Here is a 14,410-nt window from a genome sequence, read left to right as displayed (position 1 = left end):
GGCAGCCGATGACCGAGGTTCTGCTAGACTGGCAGGACAGCGAGCGTACCGAGACAATTTCGGTGCCGGCCGGTGAGACGATACTCGATGCCGCGGCGGCCACGGATATCGGGCTGCCGTTCGGCTGTCGGACCGGCGCGTGCGGGACCTGTACTGCTCGGTTGCTGTCCGGCGACGTGGTCCATCACCGCCCGCCACGGGCGCTCAAGGACCGGCATCTGGCGGACGGCTACGTCCTGCTCTGTATCGCCGAGCCGACGACCGACACGCATCTCGCCGTCGGTGCGACGGTGCAGTCCGAACTGGTCCCGAACCCTTGGAAGTGACGGGGAGCCGGTTAGGCCCGGTTGTGGCCCGACAGCGCCTGTTGGAGTATCTGTCCAAGAACCTACCGAGGACGGCGACCCCAGATTACTGACCGGCCAGCTACCGGGAGCCGATTTTATGTAGCCCTGCAGCCAACTGTCCGGCTATGACCCTCCTCCCGGTTGTCGTCGCCCTGTTCGTATCACCAGCCGTCACCATGTTGGTGTACGTCGACGCCAGGCGGCGTGACCTGTCTCGGCGGTACTGTACTACCGCCGCTTCCGTCGTCGGTCTCGCCAGTTTCGGTGGCTTTCTCGCCGCGAGTGTCCTCGGCAGTGGGATCCTTTCGGCGTACTACCGTCTCTTGAGCCAGCCAGCCATAGCTGTCACACCGCTTGATCTGCTTCTTTCTCTGCTCTGCTTCGGCCTCGCCGTCACTGCTCTGGCCGTTCTGGGGTATGGACTCACCAGTCGGTACGGCCCGCTCGCGTCGTCGTAACCGTCACCGATTCCGGCCCGCCGACCCCTAATTTCAAACCCGGCACGGCCCCACCGAGACGTATGGACGACACTGACTGGATCGGAGACACGTTCACCAGTACGGCCGGGTGGGACCACTTGGAGACACTGGTCGATATCGGGAACCGGATGGCTGGCAGCGGCGGCGAACGGGCGGCCGCCGAGGCGACCCGGGACGCGCTGGCAGAGTTCACCCGCGACGCCCACCTCTCCGAGTTTGAGATACAGGGCTGGGAACGGGGCGACAGCGCCGTCCACGCTGATGGCTCACCGGTCGCGACACAGGCCCACGAATGCATCGCCCTCCCGCGGTCGCCGGCCGGCGAAGTGACTGGCGAACTGGTCGATGTCGGTCACGGTCTCCCGGAGGATTTCGAGGACGCTGACTGCGAGGGCCAGATTGTGCAGGCCCGCTCGGACGTGCCCGACTGGTACGACCGGTATATCCACCGCCGAGAGAAGTACTATCACGCCGTCGAGGCAGGAGCCGCGGGGTTCGTCTACCGTAACCACGTCGACGGCGTGCTGCCACCGACCGGGAGCGTCGGCACGGCGGACGCACCAATCGGCGAGATCCCGGCTATCGGCGTCGCCAGCGAAACGGGCGCGCGGCTGGTTCGCCGATACGCCGGGAAAAACGTCACCCTCAGCGTCGACTGCGAGACCCCCACGGCGACGAGCCAGAACGTTCACGCCGAACTGGGACCAGACACGGACGAGCGATTGCTGGTGACCAGCCACGTCGACGCCCACGATATCGCGGAGGGGGCGATGGACAACGGGGCTGGGACGGCAATGGTCGTCGAGGTGGCCCGCGCGCTGGCCGGCCGCGAGGACGAACTGGCGACGCGCGTGGAGTTCGTCGCCTTCGGTGCCGAGGAGGTCGGACTGGTCGGCTCAAACCGGCTGGCCGGCGAAACTACCCTCGACGACGTAACGGCCGTGCTCAACTTCGATGGCGTTGTTCAGGGTCGCACGCTGAAGTGTTACACCCACGGCTTCGACGCACTGACGACCGCTGCCGAGGATGTGGCCGATCGCCTTGATCATCCCATTTCGCTCACGCCGGAGCAAGGCCCCCATAGCGACCACTGGCCGTTCGTACAGCGGGGCGTCCCCGGCTATCACGTGACCAGCGAAACCGGCGGCGAGGGGCGTGGCTGGGGCCACACCCACGCCGATACGCTGGACAAACTGGAACCCCGGACGGTCCGCGAGCAGGCTGTCCTCCTGACTGAACTTGCTGTGACGCTTGCAGATGACTCCGTCCGGCCTGCTCACAAAGACCCCGCGGAGATCGCCGATGCGCTCGAAGCCCAGAACCTCGCCGAAGGGATGCAGATTACAGGAGACTGGCCCTTCGGCGATTGACGCGACGTCGGCCGCTTCACTGCCACGTTCAACTTCCGCGACCTGTGCCAAAGAATTACCAGATTTCTAGTATTTTGGTCCCCGCCTGCGTTCCGGTGTTCTAGTCGCTGAAAGCGGACTATAATGATTTACTCAGTATAGAAGTAACATATTCCGTAGGTTATTTACCATATGGGTACATGGAAATCGATGGCAGGTTGATTGGTCTACGTACTGTAGCCCGTATGCGAGCGCCATCACCGGCGTTCGCTGCCAAGCTCCCATGCTCTATCGGTCTCGCGGAGTCCGAGGCCGAGCCGACGTGAGTAAACCATCCCTGCCGTCGTCAGTCAACACCAACACCAATACCTGACACGACGGCCGTCCACGTGCCAAGACGGCCGTCGTGTCCACTTTCGGATGAGACTTCTGAGGAACACCAACCGTGTAGCGTGAACTGTCGCAAACAAGACCTGGGGGCAGGGCCGCTCTATGACTCGTACGCCTGTTCTACGTCAGCCTTCGCCGACGGAATGACCTGCTGTTCAGCGCGGCGCATCGATCGCAACGCCTCGTCGGTGAACTCGACATCGAGCGTGGGGAGGGCCCGTGCGAGACCACCCAGCACCTCGCCAGGGTCGATGCGCAGTTCGAAGGCGAAGGCATTCTGGTCCTCTCGCAGTGGGACGGAGAACTCGAAGTGCGTCTGGACGATATCTGTCGCGGTTTCCTGGTTGTATGCCTCGGTGACAGCAGTCCAGAAGTCGTCGCTGTCGGCGGCCACCAGCGGTTCGAGGTCATCGCCAAACGACTGCTGGCGGGCCAGCAGTCGCTCTCGGATCTGATCTCGTCGGTCGCCACGGACGGTGTCCCGGAGCGCGTTCCAGTAGATATCTCGGGCCAGTACTTCATCAGCATAGGTGTCGAACGCCGCATCAGTGGCGGCGTAATCAAGCACTGGCTCCAGCTGGTCGAGTATTTGTTGCTGGTAGGACTGGAGTTTCGGCCGGACAACGTGGCGCTCTAGCGGGCGGCTGTTGTTCAGCAGTTTGCCAGCAACGCGGCCCCCGCTCCCGTTTGACCCGCGCAGTACGGCTGCCACGTCAAATGCTGCGTACGTCTCGTCGACGAACTGCGAAAGGTAACGTTCGAACTCCCGTTCGACGGCACGTCGTGTCACACCCGACTCTGTGGGCTGCAGTGACCTATCCCTTACGCCGATGTTCGCCAGCGATAGTCGCCCGCGAGACGGGCCGCCGCCACTGCTGCCGCCCGCTGTGGTTCGCGGTTACTCCCGGCCTGCACGGACTGCCACCGAAACCCGATTGGCCACGATATTCATCTCTCCGACAATGTTGTCTTTGTGGACGAAATCGGTTACGCCGGCCTCCAGGGCCTCGGTCGCAATAGATTCCAGTTCGGTCGTTGTCAGAAGGAGTACCGGCAGTGAGTCGGGCAGATCCCTGGCCAGCGTAATGCCAGTTTCATCCGGCAGATCGTAGTTCGTTACGACACAATTGACCTCGTTCTGGGCAACGTGTCGCTCTGCTTCACGGGCAGTCGAAACGACATCGACGGCGAAATTGTAGCCCCGAAGTGCGTCCTGTAGTTGTGTCCCGAGGAAATCGCTGTCTTCGACTAACAACAGCCGATCGGTCGTCATAATACACACAAGGGACAGAACAGATTAAAACCACCGTCAGTGTGTCTCGGGAGTAATCGTCACTGTTCGCAGTAACTGTCGTCTGGAGCTTACGTTTCGTTCTCCGCTGTCCACTCAACACGACCGTTATCACTGTGCATATCTAATAGCGTCTGTGCCCAGAGACCTGCCCAGCGACGTACACGCGGTGCTAACACAACTCGTTGATGAGGGCGAGTCGGCGATCAGTGGCGCGGAGTTCGATACGGCTCGACAGACCGTTGCGTCGGCAGAGACGGTCAGCCGGAACAAACTCCCGGAGTGTGAGTTGCGCTCACAGTTGCTCCACGGCTACGAGCAAGTGCGCACCGCGCTCGACAATGATGATCCCGACGCTGCCGCCGAGTACCTCCGGGCGATGAACCGACGACTCGCGGCCGTCGTTGACGGAACACCCTCTGAATAGCCCTCACAATACCACGCGGAACCGGGTTTCGGAGGCTGCTGAGCGACAGCATGTGGTGAAAGCTGTTCTCTAGTCACGGTCCGCTCGCTCTCGATACACGTCCGCTACTGCACTCGTACTGTCGGACAGTGACTACTGGACTCCCCTTCCGTTTCGGCTTCCGTGTTACCGAGGCACTGGCTGGCCAGCTCCCGTGAGAGTTAAGCCACCGACCGATAATACCGTGGTATGTCTCAGCGACTATCGAAGGCCGATGACACGCTCGCCGACGCTGAACGCGAACTCGTCGTCGGCGGTGACCGGCCGCTCCGTATCTCTGCGGGCCATCGGTTGTTACACCACGACGGGAAATGCTCGCGCCCGCACGGACACAACTACGAGATCACTGTCCGCGTCACCGGCGAACTCACTGACGAGGGGTGGGTCGTCGACAAGGGCGAAATCACGGATGTAGTCGACGAGTGGGATCACCGGTTCCTGCTTGAGACTGGCGACCCGCTGGTCGAGGCGTTCGATGCCAGTGGCGACGGCGACGCCGTGGTCGTCCTCGACCATCCGCCGACAGCCGAGGTCATGGCCGCGATACTGGAACAGCGTCTCGCCGACCGCCTCCCAGAGACGGTGTCGGATGTGGCCGTCTCTGTTCAGGAGACCAGCGAACTCTGTATCCGCTGATGCCGGTCGCAAACGACGCGCCCGGTCTCGATATCGAGGGAACCGACGCAGACGCCGAGTCCGGCGACCTGCCCATCAACGAGCTGTTCCAGTCCCTCCAGGGCGAGGGCCGACTGGCCGGCGTCCCGAGTGTGTTCGTCCGGACCAGCGGCTGTAATCTGCGGTGCTGGTTCTGTGACTCATATCACACCTCGTGGGAGCCGACTCACGACTGGTTCACCGTCGACGATGTAATCGCGGCTATCGAGGAGTACGATGCCAACCATGTCGTCCTGACCGGCGGTGAACCGCTCATTCACGATTCGAGCGAGGACTTGCTGGAACGCCTGGATGATAGGGGATACCACACGACGGTCGAGACCAATGGGACCGTCGTCCCCGATGCCCCTATCGACCTCGCCAGCGTCAGCCCGAAACTGGCCTCCAGCACACCGACGCCCGAACGTGACCCTGACGGTGATGGCGAGTGGGCGGACCGCCACGAGGAGCGTCGGCTCGACGTGCCGACGCTGGCCAACCTCGTCGAAACCTACGATACGCAACTGAAGTTCGTCGTTACGGGCCGCGAAGACATGGCCGAAATCGAGCGCCTCGTCGAGCGACTCCGCGACGCTGCGTCCACCCGCGTACGTGACGACGACGTGTTGCTGATGCCGGAAGGACAGACGCGCGACCAGCTCGAAGCGACCCGGGAGACGGTCGCGGACCTTGCGCTGGAGCACGGCTACCGATACACACCGCGACTCCACGTCGACCTCTGGAACGACGCACCGGGCACCTGACTGACCTGACTGACTACAGATGACTGACGATACCCGCGCTGTCGTGCTCGCCTCCGGCGGCATGGACAGCGCCACGGCAGCCTACGAAGCACAGACTCGCGGCTACGACCACCTGTATTTGCTGCACACCAGCTACGGGCAAAACACTGAGGACCGGGAGTACGACTGTGCCAGCGCGCTGGCCGACCACGTCGACGCAGCTGACTTCCTCCACGTCGAAACCGGCCACCTCACCCAGATCGGCGCGTCGTCGCTAACCGACGACTCGATGGACGTGGCGGACGCCGACACCGACAGCGATGAGATTCCGACCTCCTACGTCCCGTTCCGGAACGCGAACCTGCTGTCGATGGCGGTCTCCTACGCTGAAGCCAACGACTGCGGAGCCGTCTTCATCGGCGCCCACAGCGAGGATTTCTCGGGCTACCCTGACTGCCGCCCCACCTTCTTTGACGCGTTTCAGGGCGTCATCGACGCCGGAACGAAACCCGACACCGACATCGACCTCGTCGCGCCCTTCGTCGAGTGGTCCAAGACCGATATCGCTGAGCGCGGCGTCGAACTTGGCGTCCCCTACGCGGACACTTGGAGTTGCTACCGGGACGACGAACCGGCCTGTGGAACGTGTGACGCCTGTGCGTTCCGGCTCGAAGCCTTCCAGCGCATCGGCGAACGGGACCCCATCGAGTACGCGGAGCGACCGACGTAGGCCGAGTAAGTAGATTGCAGACGGTTGTCTCCCGCTCCCAACGAGCTTAGTCGTCGGCTTTGTCCTGCGCCAGCCCTTCGAGGATGTACTCCGCCGAGGTTCGCGTCGTCGCCAGCGGCACGTCGTGGACGTCACAGATGCGCAGGAGCGCCGAGATGTCCGGCTCGTGGGGCTGTGCCGTCAGCGGGTCCCGGAGGAAGACGATGCCGTCCATGCGGCCCTCGGCGACTTCTGCGCCGATCTGCGTGTCGCCACCCATCGGCCCGCTCTCCTTACGTTCGACTGTGAGGTCGGTCTCTGCCATGATACGCTTGCTCGTCGTGCCAGTCCCGACGAGGTCGAACTCCGAAAGCGTTGATTCGTAACTCTGTGCCAGATCGATCATCTCTGGCTTCTCGTCGTCGTGTGCGATGAGTGCAACGCGGGTCATACCTGGGGCTCTCGGGCCACCGTCTTATGTCATTTGGACGGATACGTGTCAGCGCCCGTTACCCGTCGACAGAAACCTCACCGTCAGCCGTTATCGTCACGTCGTGTCCTTCGACAGCGAACGTCAGCGACTCCGTCGTCCTCTCCCCGACAACCGCACGGAGTGATTCGCTGTCGACGTATGTCTCCAGTTCGTCAATATCATCTGCATCCAGATCTGTCGCTTCGATAACTGCATCAGCAATAACATCACCTGCGGGTTCGGGGCTCACCCAGTCCCCGGACCCCTCCGTGGCCCGGTTCCGTAGCATATACACAGTCCCCTCGTTCGAGCTCATACTCCAGCATACGCTCCCTTTTCTTATAACAGCGGATGAGCGGTTTCACTGTCTGAAGTAACCACCGTCTAGGTGACGGACCAGACGCTACGTCACCCACACTGGGGACTCAAATGACACAAGACGCAGTTATTCAACAATCTGTCGCCCCCAGACCCACTGCTCACAGCGGGTCATCGTCCCACCACTCTCACTTTCTACCAACCGGAAGCCGTTCTTGGTCCGATTACTCCGGCGGTGAGCCGACAAGCGGCCGTTCAGGGGCCGCCAGCGTGTTCTGTACCAGCGTTCGCGTCCCCCGCCGGAGCCGCTCCGAAGCGGCCTGACTGGAGATACCGAGCTCCGCGGCGAGGTCCGAGAGGGACGATTCCCGCGGAACGGTGAAATACCCACGATTGAGCGCGAGCAACAGCACTTCTTGCTGTGGGTCCGTCACGCCGAACTGTGGGGAGGCTTCCGTGTCGTCAGTGATGGTCTGAATGTCGATGTTGATATCACTGGACACGAGTGTGTCACGGAACGACAGTACCGAACTCTTCTCGGGGAACCGGGCTCGAAACACCCAGTCATCGCCGGTCTGTGCGGCACCAAGGAGGAACCCGTCCGCATTCAATAACGATTCTCCGATCGTGTCAATTGTCGTATCAGTTGTATGCAGGGTATACCAGTGACCATCTCCTTCTGCCGCTACATGGGCATAGTCGGTGATACTCTCGTCCTGGGCCAGATTCGCTTCGATGGCGGGCCGTTCGACGGGGCCAATCCAGGCGACGGCACGGCAGTCGCCGCTCTCGCAGTGCAATCGCTGTATCCGTATCGCTGCTTTACTCAGCGTTTCAGCTGTTCGCTGCAAGAGGGGGGCATCGATGTGAAATTCTACTATCATGTCTCACTGTCACGCAGCAACAATGATAAACCCCGGTCAGACAGTTGTCGTACCTGAAAACGGTGCTTGTGTAATTTCCGGGTACTGAAGGCTGACGGCAGTATGAACCGGGGTATAGTTGCTTCAAGCACCAATTGACAGCACTCAGGAAATCCACTTAAATTCACAGCATGGCCTACCATGTCTCGGGCTATGAGACACGTCTGGGACCGCGATTACGTCTCAGAGATTCTCTCCCTGATACGTTCCTTCGTACGTCCCCTCGTGAGCGGCGTCAGCGAGAACAAGCTGTGCGATCCGCGCGCCCTGTTCGAGTTCGATCGGGTGGTGAACCTCCAGTAGCCCCTCTCCGCGTCCCTCGTAACCGGCGTCCCAGACAGCCGTATCGAGCATGCAGGAGTTGCGGAGCAACGACGACCGAGGAAGGAGAAAGCCGATGTGGCCATCCGGAATGACGACGCGATCGGCGTACTCGACGATGTAGCCGCCGCGGTTGAGGTGGTAGACGCCGTCGTCAGGCTCGATTTCCTGCCGGTCGCCGACGGTCTTGTCGTTGCGTTCGATGCGCCCTGGCTCGGTTTGCTCGTAGACCGCCCCGAGCGTGAGGTCGACGCCGTTCGGTTGCACCTGCGAGTCTCTCAGATCGCCGAGAGCATCGGCGACGAACCGCCCGCTTTTGAACATACGCGGTTCTGTGCGAGTGTCGTGGAAAGACCTGCCGGTCTGGACGACCGCTGTCCCGACCTGTTGACTCGCTTCTGAGTGACGGACGGCACGGATTTTTATATGAAAAATACGACGGAATACGCGGGATTTATACCGCCGCGCCATCCATTGACGCACGTTATGGGACAGACGCTTACGGAAAAAATTCTCGGCGACCATCTCGTCGAAGGGGAGCTAACACCCGGAGAAGAGATCGGGATCGAGATCGATCAGGTGCTGACACAGGACACGACCGGGACGCTCGTCTGGCTGCAGTTCGAAGCGCTGGGCCTCGAAGAGGTCCAGACGGAACTGGCCGCCCAGTACTGTGACCACCAGACCTATCAGTTCGACTTTAAGAATACCGACGACCACCGCTTCCTCCGCTCTGCGGCAGGCACGTTCGGGGCCCACTTCTCGCGCCCCGGCAATGGTATTTGTCACAACGTCCACAAGGAGAACTTCGCCGCACCCGGCAAGACGATGCTCGGGTCCGACTCCCACACACCGACCCCCGGCGGCCTCGGCGAACTCGCCATCGGGTCCGGTGGCCTCGACGTCGCCGTCGCGATGGGTGGCGGCGCCTACTACATTGAGATGCCGGAAGTCGTCAACGTCCGTCTCGAAGGCGAACTGCCCGAATGGGCTACCGCCAAGGACGTCATCTTGGAGCTGCTCCGCCGGCTGTCGGTCAAGGGCGGCGTCGGCAAGGTGCTGGAATACACCGGTCCCGGCGTCGAGACGCTGACCGTCCCCGAGCGGACGACCATCACCAACATGGGGACCGAGCTCGGTGCGACGTCCTCGATCTTCCCGACGGACGACCAGACCAAGGATTACCTCGAACGCCTCGGCCGCGAGGACGTCTTCGAGGACATCGGCCCCGACGAGGACGCCGAGTACGCCGACGAGATCGTCGTCGACCTCTCGGACCTCGAACCGCTCATCGCCGAGCCGTCCATGCCTGACAACGTCGTCCCTGTCTCCGAAGTCGAGGGCGTCGACGTCGAGCAGGTCATGATCGGCTCCTGTACGAACGGTGCCTACGAGGACATCCTCCCGGCCGCGAAGATGCTGGAAGGGCGCAACATCGACAAGAAGACCGAGATGATCGTCGCCCCCGGCTCCAAGCAGGCCTCCGAGATGCTGGCCCGTGAGGGCTGGACCGCGGAGATGATGGCCGCCGGCGTCAACTTCTCCGAGGCGACGTGTGGTGCCTGTATTGGTATTGGTCACGTCCCGGCCTCCGACTCCGTCTCCCTGCGGACCTTCAACCGCAACTTCGAGGGTCGCTCCGGTATCGAGGACGACAACGTCTACCTCTGCTCGCCGGAAGTCGCCACCGCGGCGGCGATCAAAGGCGAAATCGTTGACCCGCGGGACCTCGCAGACGAACTCGGCGACCTCGAGGCCCCCGGTCTGGAAATGCCCGACCAGTACATCGGCAACTCCGAATCGGACCTCATCGCGCCGGACAACGCCGTCGACGACGAACTCATCAAGGGCCCGAACATCGGCGACGTGCCGCTGAAGGACCCGCTGGAGACCGAAGTCGGTGGTGAAGCCCTCCTGAAGATGGAGGATAACATCACGACGGACCACATCATCCCGGCCACGCAGGACATCCTGATGTACCGGTCGAACGTCCCGAAGCTCTCCGAGTTCACGCTCTCGCGCGTCGATGACACGTTCGCGGAGCGCGCACTCGAAGCTGACGGCGGCGTGCTCGTCGCTGGCGAGAACTACGGTCAGGGCTCCTCGCGCGAACACGCGGCCCTGTGCCCGATGTACCTGGGTATCGAGACCGTCCTCGCACAGAGCTTCGCCCGCATCCACAAGGCGAATCTGTTCAACTTCGGTATCGTCCCACTCACCATCGACGAGGAAACCTACGAGCAGATCGACGAAGGCGACGACATCGAGATCGTCGACGACGCGGCCGAGGCCGTCAAGTCCGGCCAGACGGAGTTCACCATCCGCGTGAACGACGACTGGGAAGCGACCGGCCAGCTCGACGCCTCCGAGCGCGAACGCGAGATCCTCGCCGCCGGTGGCAAGCTCTCGCACACGAAGCAGCAGCACGACGAAGGCGGCGCTGCACCTGCTGACGACTAAAGTGAGTCGCGAAGCGACCTCAAATCCCGCAGCGGGACCGTAGGTCCCGCGACAGAGCGATTCCGAGCGTAGCGCGGTCGCCTTCTGACCGCGACTTTTTTGAGCAGTGAAACGAGGCCTAGTATCACGTTTAGCTCAGATAGCGGGACACCGGAACCGCAACAGCACCATACAGATCAGGCCCACTCCGTAGCCAGTACTGCTTCACTCTAGCGTATGCAGTCAGCTCTAGCAGAACCTACGCCTAGTACAACTCGGCAGCGATGGAAAAGTTTGGAAAGAGGGGTGGGGGTGGGGGTGGTGGCACCCAAAACGGGTGCACTTACATATAGACTCGTCAGACTAAAGAACCTTCCGGAGTTCTAACTCTGGCCCGGCCTGATTGATGCATGAATTATCAGCACCTATCGACAAACAGTCAGAAGCCGCGGTATCTTCGGTTGGCGGTAACACATATGTATGTCCATACCGAAGTGTACACGTGACAACGGTCGCTCCTGACGGACCGGAGACGCCGGATACGCCAGCGGTTCGACGCGCCGTCCGTGCGGATCTCATCGAGGTCCATCGTATCGAGCAGGCGTCATTTCCACAGCCATGGCCGTTTTCTGCACTGGAGAGCTATCTCGGCGAAACGGGGTTTCTCGTCGCCGAAACCGGAAACGACGACGGTGACCCGCCTGCTGTCGCAGGCTACGTCGTCGCGGATACGGTGCCGAACCATGGTACCCCGCTCGGCCACATCAAGGATATTGCGGTCCGGCCGGCGTACCGACGGCAGGGGGTTGCGAGCGCGCTGTTGACCCATGCGATGGAGGTTATCGACGAGACGGGTGCTGGCTCGGTCAAGCTAGAGGTCCGGGCCGACAATGGCGGAGCGCGAAAGCTCTACCGGCGCTTTGGGTTCGAACACCGCAAAACGATCCCGAACTACTATAGCAATGGTGAGGACGCATTGGTAATGGTCCGCCTGCTGTAGGCGTTCTGTCTCACTCCGTTGTTTTATGTTCCCAACTCCAGCCTCGGCGAAGAGCGGGAACACAGGTCTGAAACGACGACTGCTCCGAGACCCCGACTGCATATACGGCTCCGCATCCACGCTTTGCACACCGATGGGATACGCCTGTCCAGTGTGTGACGACCCGCAAGCCGATGACGTGCATCTGGCGAACCACCTCGCGTTTACCGCGATGACCGGCGGCGACGACCACGAAGCGTGGCTCGACGAGCGCGTCCCCGACTGGGGACAACTCGGCGAGGACGAACTGTCCACCGAAGTCGTCGAATACGCCGAGGAGACGGAGTTCCCGCAGATGTTCGAGGATACCGTCGACCGCAGTGACGATGGGCATAGCCACGACCACGCGCACGGACACGGCCACGGCGACCTCCCGCAGGGCGCGGACCGCCACCGGGAATCGAACGCGCTCAGCGACCACGACAGCGAGGTGCTGGCCGAGGCTCGGGACCTGACGCGGGAGATGCTACGCGATAGCGACGACGAGAGCGATGCGGACGCCACTGATAGCGACACGTCGGCGTCCGGCGATGGCGACGACACTGGCGCGAACGGAGACGAAACCGAATAGTCCCGCCGGCGGCAAAGAGACGTATGAACACTGAGGGGCAGTTCGCGCCGGCATCGGCAGCCGAGGCCCGCGAGCGCTACGAGGCGTTCGGGCCGACGGCGCAAATCGTCGTCAAAGAAGTCGCGAAGGCGATGGGTCTCGACGCCGAGGCCTACGAGGAGCGCGTTACCAGCGAGGTGGTCGAAACCGCCCGCGACGTGCTGTTCGCGGAATCGCTCGCGGTTCAGGTCGGCTCGATGGCGGAGTTCGAGGAGTGGCGCGAAGACACGGACTGCGAGGTGTCGCTGGTCGGCGCGGAGAACGTCGACAACGTCGTCTGGCACGCCGCCCCATTCGCAGAGCAAGCTGTCGCGGCGACGTTTCAGGACAAACGCCGGGCCGCTGTCGGGACGCTCCGTCGCCAAGCCTTCGGTCGCATCTACGGTGAGGTCGTCTGATGCGCCCGGTCACACGGAACACCCTGCTCGGCATCATCGCCGTCGTCGTGCTGTTGCTGGCGCTGGGTGCGCTGCCGGGCCTCCTTAAGAGCGGGGACCCCTACTATGCTGTCGCCACGCCGACCGACGGTGAGTACAGCGTCGACAACGGCACGGCAATCAACTGGAGCAGCCAGTCCGAGCGGCGCTTCCCGTACACGAGCGAGGCGCTGGCCGATGCATCTCCGTCAACGTCTGGGCAGTCAGAGCCATACTGGCGCGGCCCGCTCGGATTCAAGGGCGCGTTCACCCACTCGCCCTTCGATGAACGCGACGCCTTGCGACAGCAGTACGATGGGGCTGTGACCGACGACGGCGTCGTCGTCCGGCACAACGGCACGTTTTACCACGTCGCGGTCCGACAGGACATATGACCCGCGAACCGGCCCACGAGTGGCCTATTGTCGAGAGCGAACGCGAGTACGAGACCGGCTGGTACACCGGCGGTTACGACCGAGTTCGCCAGCCTGACGGGTCCGAAAAGGACTACTACTGGGCTGAACTGCCCGATGCGGCCGTCGTGGTCGCCACGACTGGCGACGAACTCGTCATGGTCGACCAGTACCGCCCGACCATCCGGGAGCAGTGCCTCGAACTCCCGGCCGGCATCGTCGAGGACGACGAATCCTACACGACCGCCGGTGCGCGCGAACTCCGCGAGGAGACCGGGTTCGAGGCCGCTGGCGTCTCGCTTATCGAGGAGTTCTCGTGTTCGACCGGCGTGCTCCGGCACCGCCGCGGCATCGTCTTTGCAGAGGGACTCGAACCGGTCGACCGGGAACTCGATGACAACGAGTTCCTCTCGGTGACGACTGTTCCCATTGACGAAGCGCTACAGGTCGCCCGCCGTGAACCGGCTAACGACGCGACCATCGAAGGCATTCTGCTGGCACAGGCTGACGGCTTGCTGTAGCCGGTGAAGGTTTAGGTATCGCCCGCTAGCGGCTGAATATGGATGGCGAAATCGACGCCGACGAGCTGCGGTCGAAACTCGACGAGGAGACGGCCCGGGTAGTCGATATCCGCTCACCCGGCGCGTTCGAGCGGGGTCACATCCCTGGGAGCGAGAACGTCCCGTTCCCGTCGCTTGTCGACGAAGTCGAACGGTTCGAAGGCGACGACGAGGTCGTGACAGTGTGTCCGAAAGGCAAATCCAGCGTGCAGGCCGCCCGACTCATCGCGTCGTACGAAGGGTTTGAGGGCGACGTGGTAAGCTTTGAACCCGGTCTGAACGGCTGGGACGGGGCGCTGGAACGTGCCGAAGATGGAGAGACGCCGGTAGATACTGCGGCTGCTGACGGAGACACCGACGAAGGCCCTGCTGCACCGTTTTAGCCGCTGTTCGGAGTGAAATGGTGGCTCAGAAAAAGTCCATCGTCACAAGGGGCTCAGCGGGGGTAACATCTCGTCATCGCCACCAGCA

At 62.3% G+C, this 14,410-nt stretch carries 20 protein-coding genes; 14 read left to right on the top strand and 6 right to left on the bottom strand.

Annotation, left to right across the window (positions count from 1 at the left end; all coding sequences use genetic code 11):
* The first annotated feature begins 8 nt into the window (after positions 1 to 8).
* From RBH20_RS12675 to RBH20_RS12665, 3 genes are all read left to right on the top strand, one after another.
* Entirely contained in the window at positions 9 to 326 is a 318-nt protein-coding gene (locus tag RBH20_RS12675) for a 2Fe-2S iron-sulfur cluster-binding protein (RefSeq protein ID WP_306709119.1), read from the top strand.
* A gap of 146 nt (positions 327 to 472) precedes the next feature.
* The gene (locus RBH20_RS12670) at positions 473 to 805 is read left to right on the top strand and encodes a hypothetical protein (RefSeq protein WP_306709117.1); all 333 of its coding nucleotides are present in this window, start codon (positions 473 to 475) and stop codon (positions 803 to 805) included.
* A 62-nt stretch (positions 806 to 867) separates the two neighbouring features.
* Positions 868 to 2,196 (top strand): M28 family peptidase, encoded by a 1,329-nt coding sequence (locus tag RBH20_RS12665; protein WP_306709115.1) that lies wholly within the window; start codon positions 868 to 870, stop codon positions 2,194 to 2,196.
* A gap of 469 nt (positions 2,197 to 2,665) precedes the next feature.
* On the opposite strand, the gene RBH20_RS12660 is transcribed toward RBH20_RS12665, so the two are convergent.
* A complete protein-coding gene (locus RBH20_RS12660) occupies positions 2,666 to 3,355 on the bottom strand; it encodes a hypothetical protein (RefSeq protein WP_306709113.1) in 690 nt (229 codons plus the stop codon).
* A 108-nt stretch (positions 3,356 to 3,463) separates the two neighbouring features.
* Positions 3,464 to 3,838: a response regulator gene (locus RBH20_RS12655; RefSeq protein WP_306709110.1), complete on the bottom strand. Its 375-nt coding sequence runs from the start codon at positions 3,836 to 3,838 to the stop codon at positions 3,464 to 3,466.
* A 154-nt stretch (positions 3,839 to 3,992) separates the two neighbouring features.
* Here RBH20_RS12655 and RBH20_RS12650 point away from each other — a divergent pair, with 154 nt between their 5' ends.
* From RBH20_RS12650 to queC, 4 genes are all read left to right on the top strand, one after another.
* Positions 3,993 to 4,283: a hypothetical protein gene (locus RBH20_RS12650; RefSeq protein WP_306709108.1), complete on the top strand. Its 291-nt coding sequence runs from the start codon at positions 3,993 to 3,995 to the stop codon at positions 4,281 to 4,283.
* A 228-nt stretch (positions 4,284 to 4,511) separates the two neighbouring features.
* Positions 4,512 to 4,958: a 6-pyruvoyl tetrahydropterin synthase family protein gene (locus RBH20_RS12645; RefSeq protein WP_306709106.1), complete on the top strand. Its 447-nt coding sequence runs from the start codon at positions 4,512 to 4,514 to the stop codon at positions 4,956 to 4,958.
* The gene (locus tag RBH20_RS12640) at positions 4,958 to 5,740 is read left to right on the top strand and encodes a 7-carboxy-7-deazaguanine synthase QueE (protein WP_306709104.1); all 783 of its coding nucleotides are present in this window, start codon (positions 4,958 to 4,960) and stop codon (positions 5,738 to 5,740) included. The genes RBH20_RS12645 and RBH20_RS12640 overlap by 1 nt, the downstream gene beginning before the upstream one ends.
* A gap of 19 nt (positions 5,741 to 5,759) precedes the next feature.
* Complete coding sequence (queC, locus tag RBH20_RS12635) at positions 5,760 to 6,449, top strand: 7-cyano-7-deazaguanine synthase QueC (protein WP_306709102.1); 690 nt, start codon at positions 5,760 to 5,762, stop codon at positions 6,447 to 6,449.
* Between the two features lie 46 nt (positions 6,450 to 6,495).
* On the opposite strand, the gene RBH20_RS12630 is transcribed toward queC, so the two are convergent.
* The 4 genes from RBH20_RS12630 to RBH20_RS12615 all read right to left on the bottom strand — a co-directional run bounded on the left by RBH20_RS12630 (position 6,496) and on the right by RBH20_RS12615 (position 8,882).
* Positions 6,496 to 6,879, bottom strand: coding sequence for a methylglyoxal synthase (locus RBH20_RS12630; RefSeq protein ID WP_306709100.1), 384 nt, complete (start codon positions 6,877 to 6,879; stop codon positions 6,496 to 6,498).
* Positions 6,880 to 6,937: 58 nt separating this feature from the next.
* Positions 6,938 to 7,216, bottom strand: coding sequence for a HalOD1 output domain-containing protein (locus tag RBH20_RS12625; RefSeq protein ID WP_306709098.1), 279 nt, complete (start codon positions 7,214 to 7,216; stop codon positions 6,938 to 6,940).
* Positions 7,217 to 7,442: 226 nt separating this feature from the next.
* Positions 7,443 to 8,102: a helix-turn-helix domain-containing protein gene (locus RBH20_RS12620; protein ID WP_306709096.1), complete on the bottom strand. Its 660-nt coding sequence runs from the start codon at positions 8,100 to 8,102 to the stop codon at positions 7,443 to 7,445.
* A gap of 222 nt (positions 8,103 to 8,324) precedes the next feature.
* Positions 8,325 to 8,882, bottom strand: a complete 558-nt coding sequence (locus tag RBH20_RS12615) for a deoxyuridine 5'-triphosphate nucleotidohydrolase (RefSeq protein WP_373567966.1) — start codon at positions 8,880 to 8,882, stop codon at positions 8,325 to 8,327.
* A gap of 66 nt (positions 8,883 to 8,948) precedes the next feature.
* Here RBH20_RS12615 and RBH20_RS12610 point away from each other — a divergent pair, with 66 nt between their 5' ends.
* The 7 genes from RBH20_RS12610 (at position 8,949) to RBH20_RS12580 (ending at position 14,322) form a co-directional block, all read left to right on the top strand.
* Positions 8,949 to 10,922, top strand: a complete 1,974-nt coding sequence (locus tag RBH20_RS12610) for an aconitate hydratase (protein WP_306709093.1) — start codon at positions 8,949 to 8,951, stop codon at positions 10,920 to 10,922.
* A 481-nt stretch (positions 10,923 to 11,403) separates the two neighbouring features.
* Entirely contained in the window at positions 11,404 to 11,901 is a 498-nt protein-coding gene (gene rimI, locus RBH20_RS12605) for a ribosomal protein S18-alanine N-acetyltransferase (protein WP_306709091.1), read from the top strand.
* A 133-nt stretch (positions 11,902 to 12,034) separates the two neighbouring features.
* Positions 12,035 to 12,511, top strand: a complete 477-nt coding sequence (locus tag RBH20_RS12600; RefSeq protein WP_306709089.1) for a DUF5810 domain-containing protein — start codon at positions 12,035 to 12,037, stop codon at positions 12,509 to 12,511.
* 23 nt (positions 12,512 to 12,534) lie between these two features.
* The gene (locus tag RBH20_RS12595; protein ID WP_306709087.1) at positions 12,535 to 12,948 is read left to right on the top strand and encodes a DUF5809 family protein; all 414 of its coding nucleotides are present in this window, start codon (positions 12,535 to 12,537) and stop codon (positions 12,946 to 12,948) included.
* Complete coding sequence (locus RBH20_RS12590) at positions 12,948 to 13,361, top strand: hypothetical protein (RefSeq protein ID WP_306709085.1); 414 nt, start codon at positions 12,948 to 12,950, stop codon at positions 13,359 to 13,361. The genes RBH20_RS12595 and RBH20_RS12590 overlap by 1 nt, the downstream gene beginning before the upstream one ends.
* On the top strand, positions 13,358 to 13,900 hold the full coding sequence (locus RBH20_RS12585) for an NUDIX hydrolase (protein ID WP_058994280.1): 543 nt from the start codon (positions 13,358 to 13,360) through the stop codon (positions 13,898 to 13,900). The genes RBH20_RS12590 and RBH20_RS12585 overlap by 4 nt, the downstream gene beginning before the upstream one ends.
* Positions 13,901 to 13,938: 38 nt before the next feature.
* A complete protein-coding gene (locus tag RBH20_RS12580; protein WP_306709081.1) occupies positions 13,939 to 14,322 on the top strand; it encodes a rhodanese-like domain-containing protein in 384 nt (127 codons plus the stop codon).
* Positions 14,323 to 14,410 lie beyond the last annotated feature (88 nt).

This window comes from Haloarcula sp. H-GB4, from assembly GCF_030848575.1.
GTDB lineage: Archaea > Halobacteriota > Halobacteria > Halobacteriales > Haloarculaceae > Haloarcula.
Note: the sequence above shows the minus strand (reverse complement) of the source record. Positions and strands in the feature narration are given on the sequence as shown.

Bases quoted from the DNA above. Each gene is read 5' to 3' on its own strand.
- queC (WP_306709102.1), top strand. From the start codon at position 5,760: ATGACTGACGATACCCGCGCTGTCGTGCTCGCCTCCGGCGGCATGGAC.
- RBH20_RS12655 (WP_306709110.1), bottom strand. From the start codon at position 3,838: ATGACGACCGATCGGCTGTTGTTAGTCGAAGACAGCGATTTCCTCGGG.
- RBH20_RS12665 (WP_306709115.1), top strand. From the start codon at position 868: ATGGACGACACTGACTGGATCGGAGACACGTTCACCAGTACGGCCGGG.
- RBH20_RS12610 (WP_306709093.1), top strand. From the start codon at position 8,949: ATGGGACAGACGCTTACGGAAAAAATTCTCGGCGACCATCTCGTCGAA.
- RBH20_RS12590 (WP_306709085.1), top strand. From the start codon at position 12,948: ATGCGCCCGGTCACACGGAACACCCTGCTCGGCATCATCGCCGTCGTC.
- RBH20_RS12600 (WP_306709089.1), top strand. From the start codon at position 12,035: ATGGGATACGCCTGTCCAGTGTGTGACGACCCGCAAGCCGATGACGTG.
- RBH20_RS12625 (WP_306709098.1), bottom strand. From the start codon at position 7,216: ATGAGCTCGAACGAGGGGACTGTGTATATGCTACGGAACCGGGCCACG.
- RBH20_RS12670 (WP_306709117.1), top strand. From the start codon at position 473: ATGACCCTCCTCCCGGTTGTCGTCGCCCTGTTCGTATCACCAGCCGTC.
- RBH20_RS12645 (WP_306709106.1), top strand. From the start codon at position 4,512: ATGTCTCAGCGACTATCGAAGGCCGATGACACGCTCGCCGACGCTGAA.
- RBH20_RS12585 (WP_058994280.1), top strand. From the start codon at position 13,358: ATGACCCGCGAACCGGCCCACGAGTGGCCTATTGTCGAGAGCGAACGC.
- RBH20_RS12640 (WP_306709104.1), top strand. From the start codon at position 4,958: ATGCCGGTCGCAAACGACGCGCCCGGTCTCGATATCGAGGGAACCGAC.
- RBH20_RS12580 (WP_306709081.1), top strand. From the start codon at position 13,939: ATGGATGGCGAAATCGACGCCGACGAGCTGCGGTCGAAACTCGACGAG.
- RBH20_RS12595 (WP_306709087.1), top strand. From the start codon at position 12,535: ATGAACACTGAGGGGCAGTTCGCGCCGGCATCGGCAGCCGAGGCCCGC.
- RBH20_RS12620 (WP_306709096.1), bottom strand. From the start codon at position 8,102: ATGATAGTAGAATTTCACATCGATGCCCCCCTCTTGCAGCGAACAGCT.
- RBH20_RS12630 (WP_306709100.1), bottom strand. From the start codon at position 6,879: ATGACCCGCGTTGCACTCATCGCACACGACGACGAGAAGCCAGAGATG.
- RBH20_RS12675 (WP_306709119.1), top strand. From the start codon at position 9: ATGACCGAGGTTCTGCTAGACTGGCAGGACAGCGAGCGTACCGAGACA.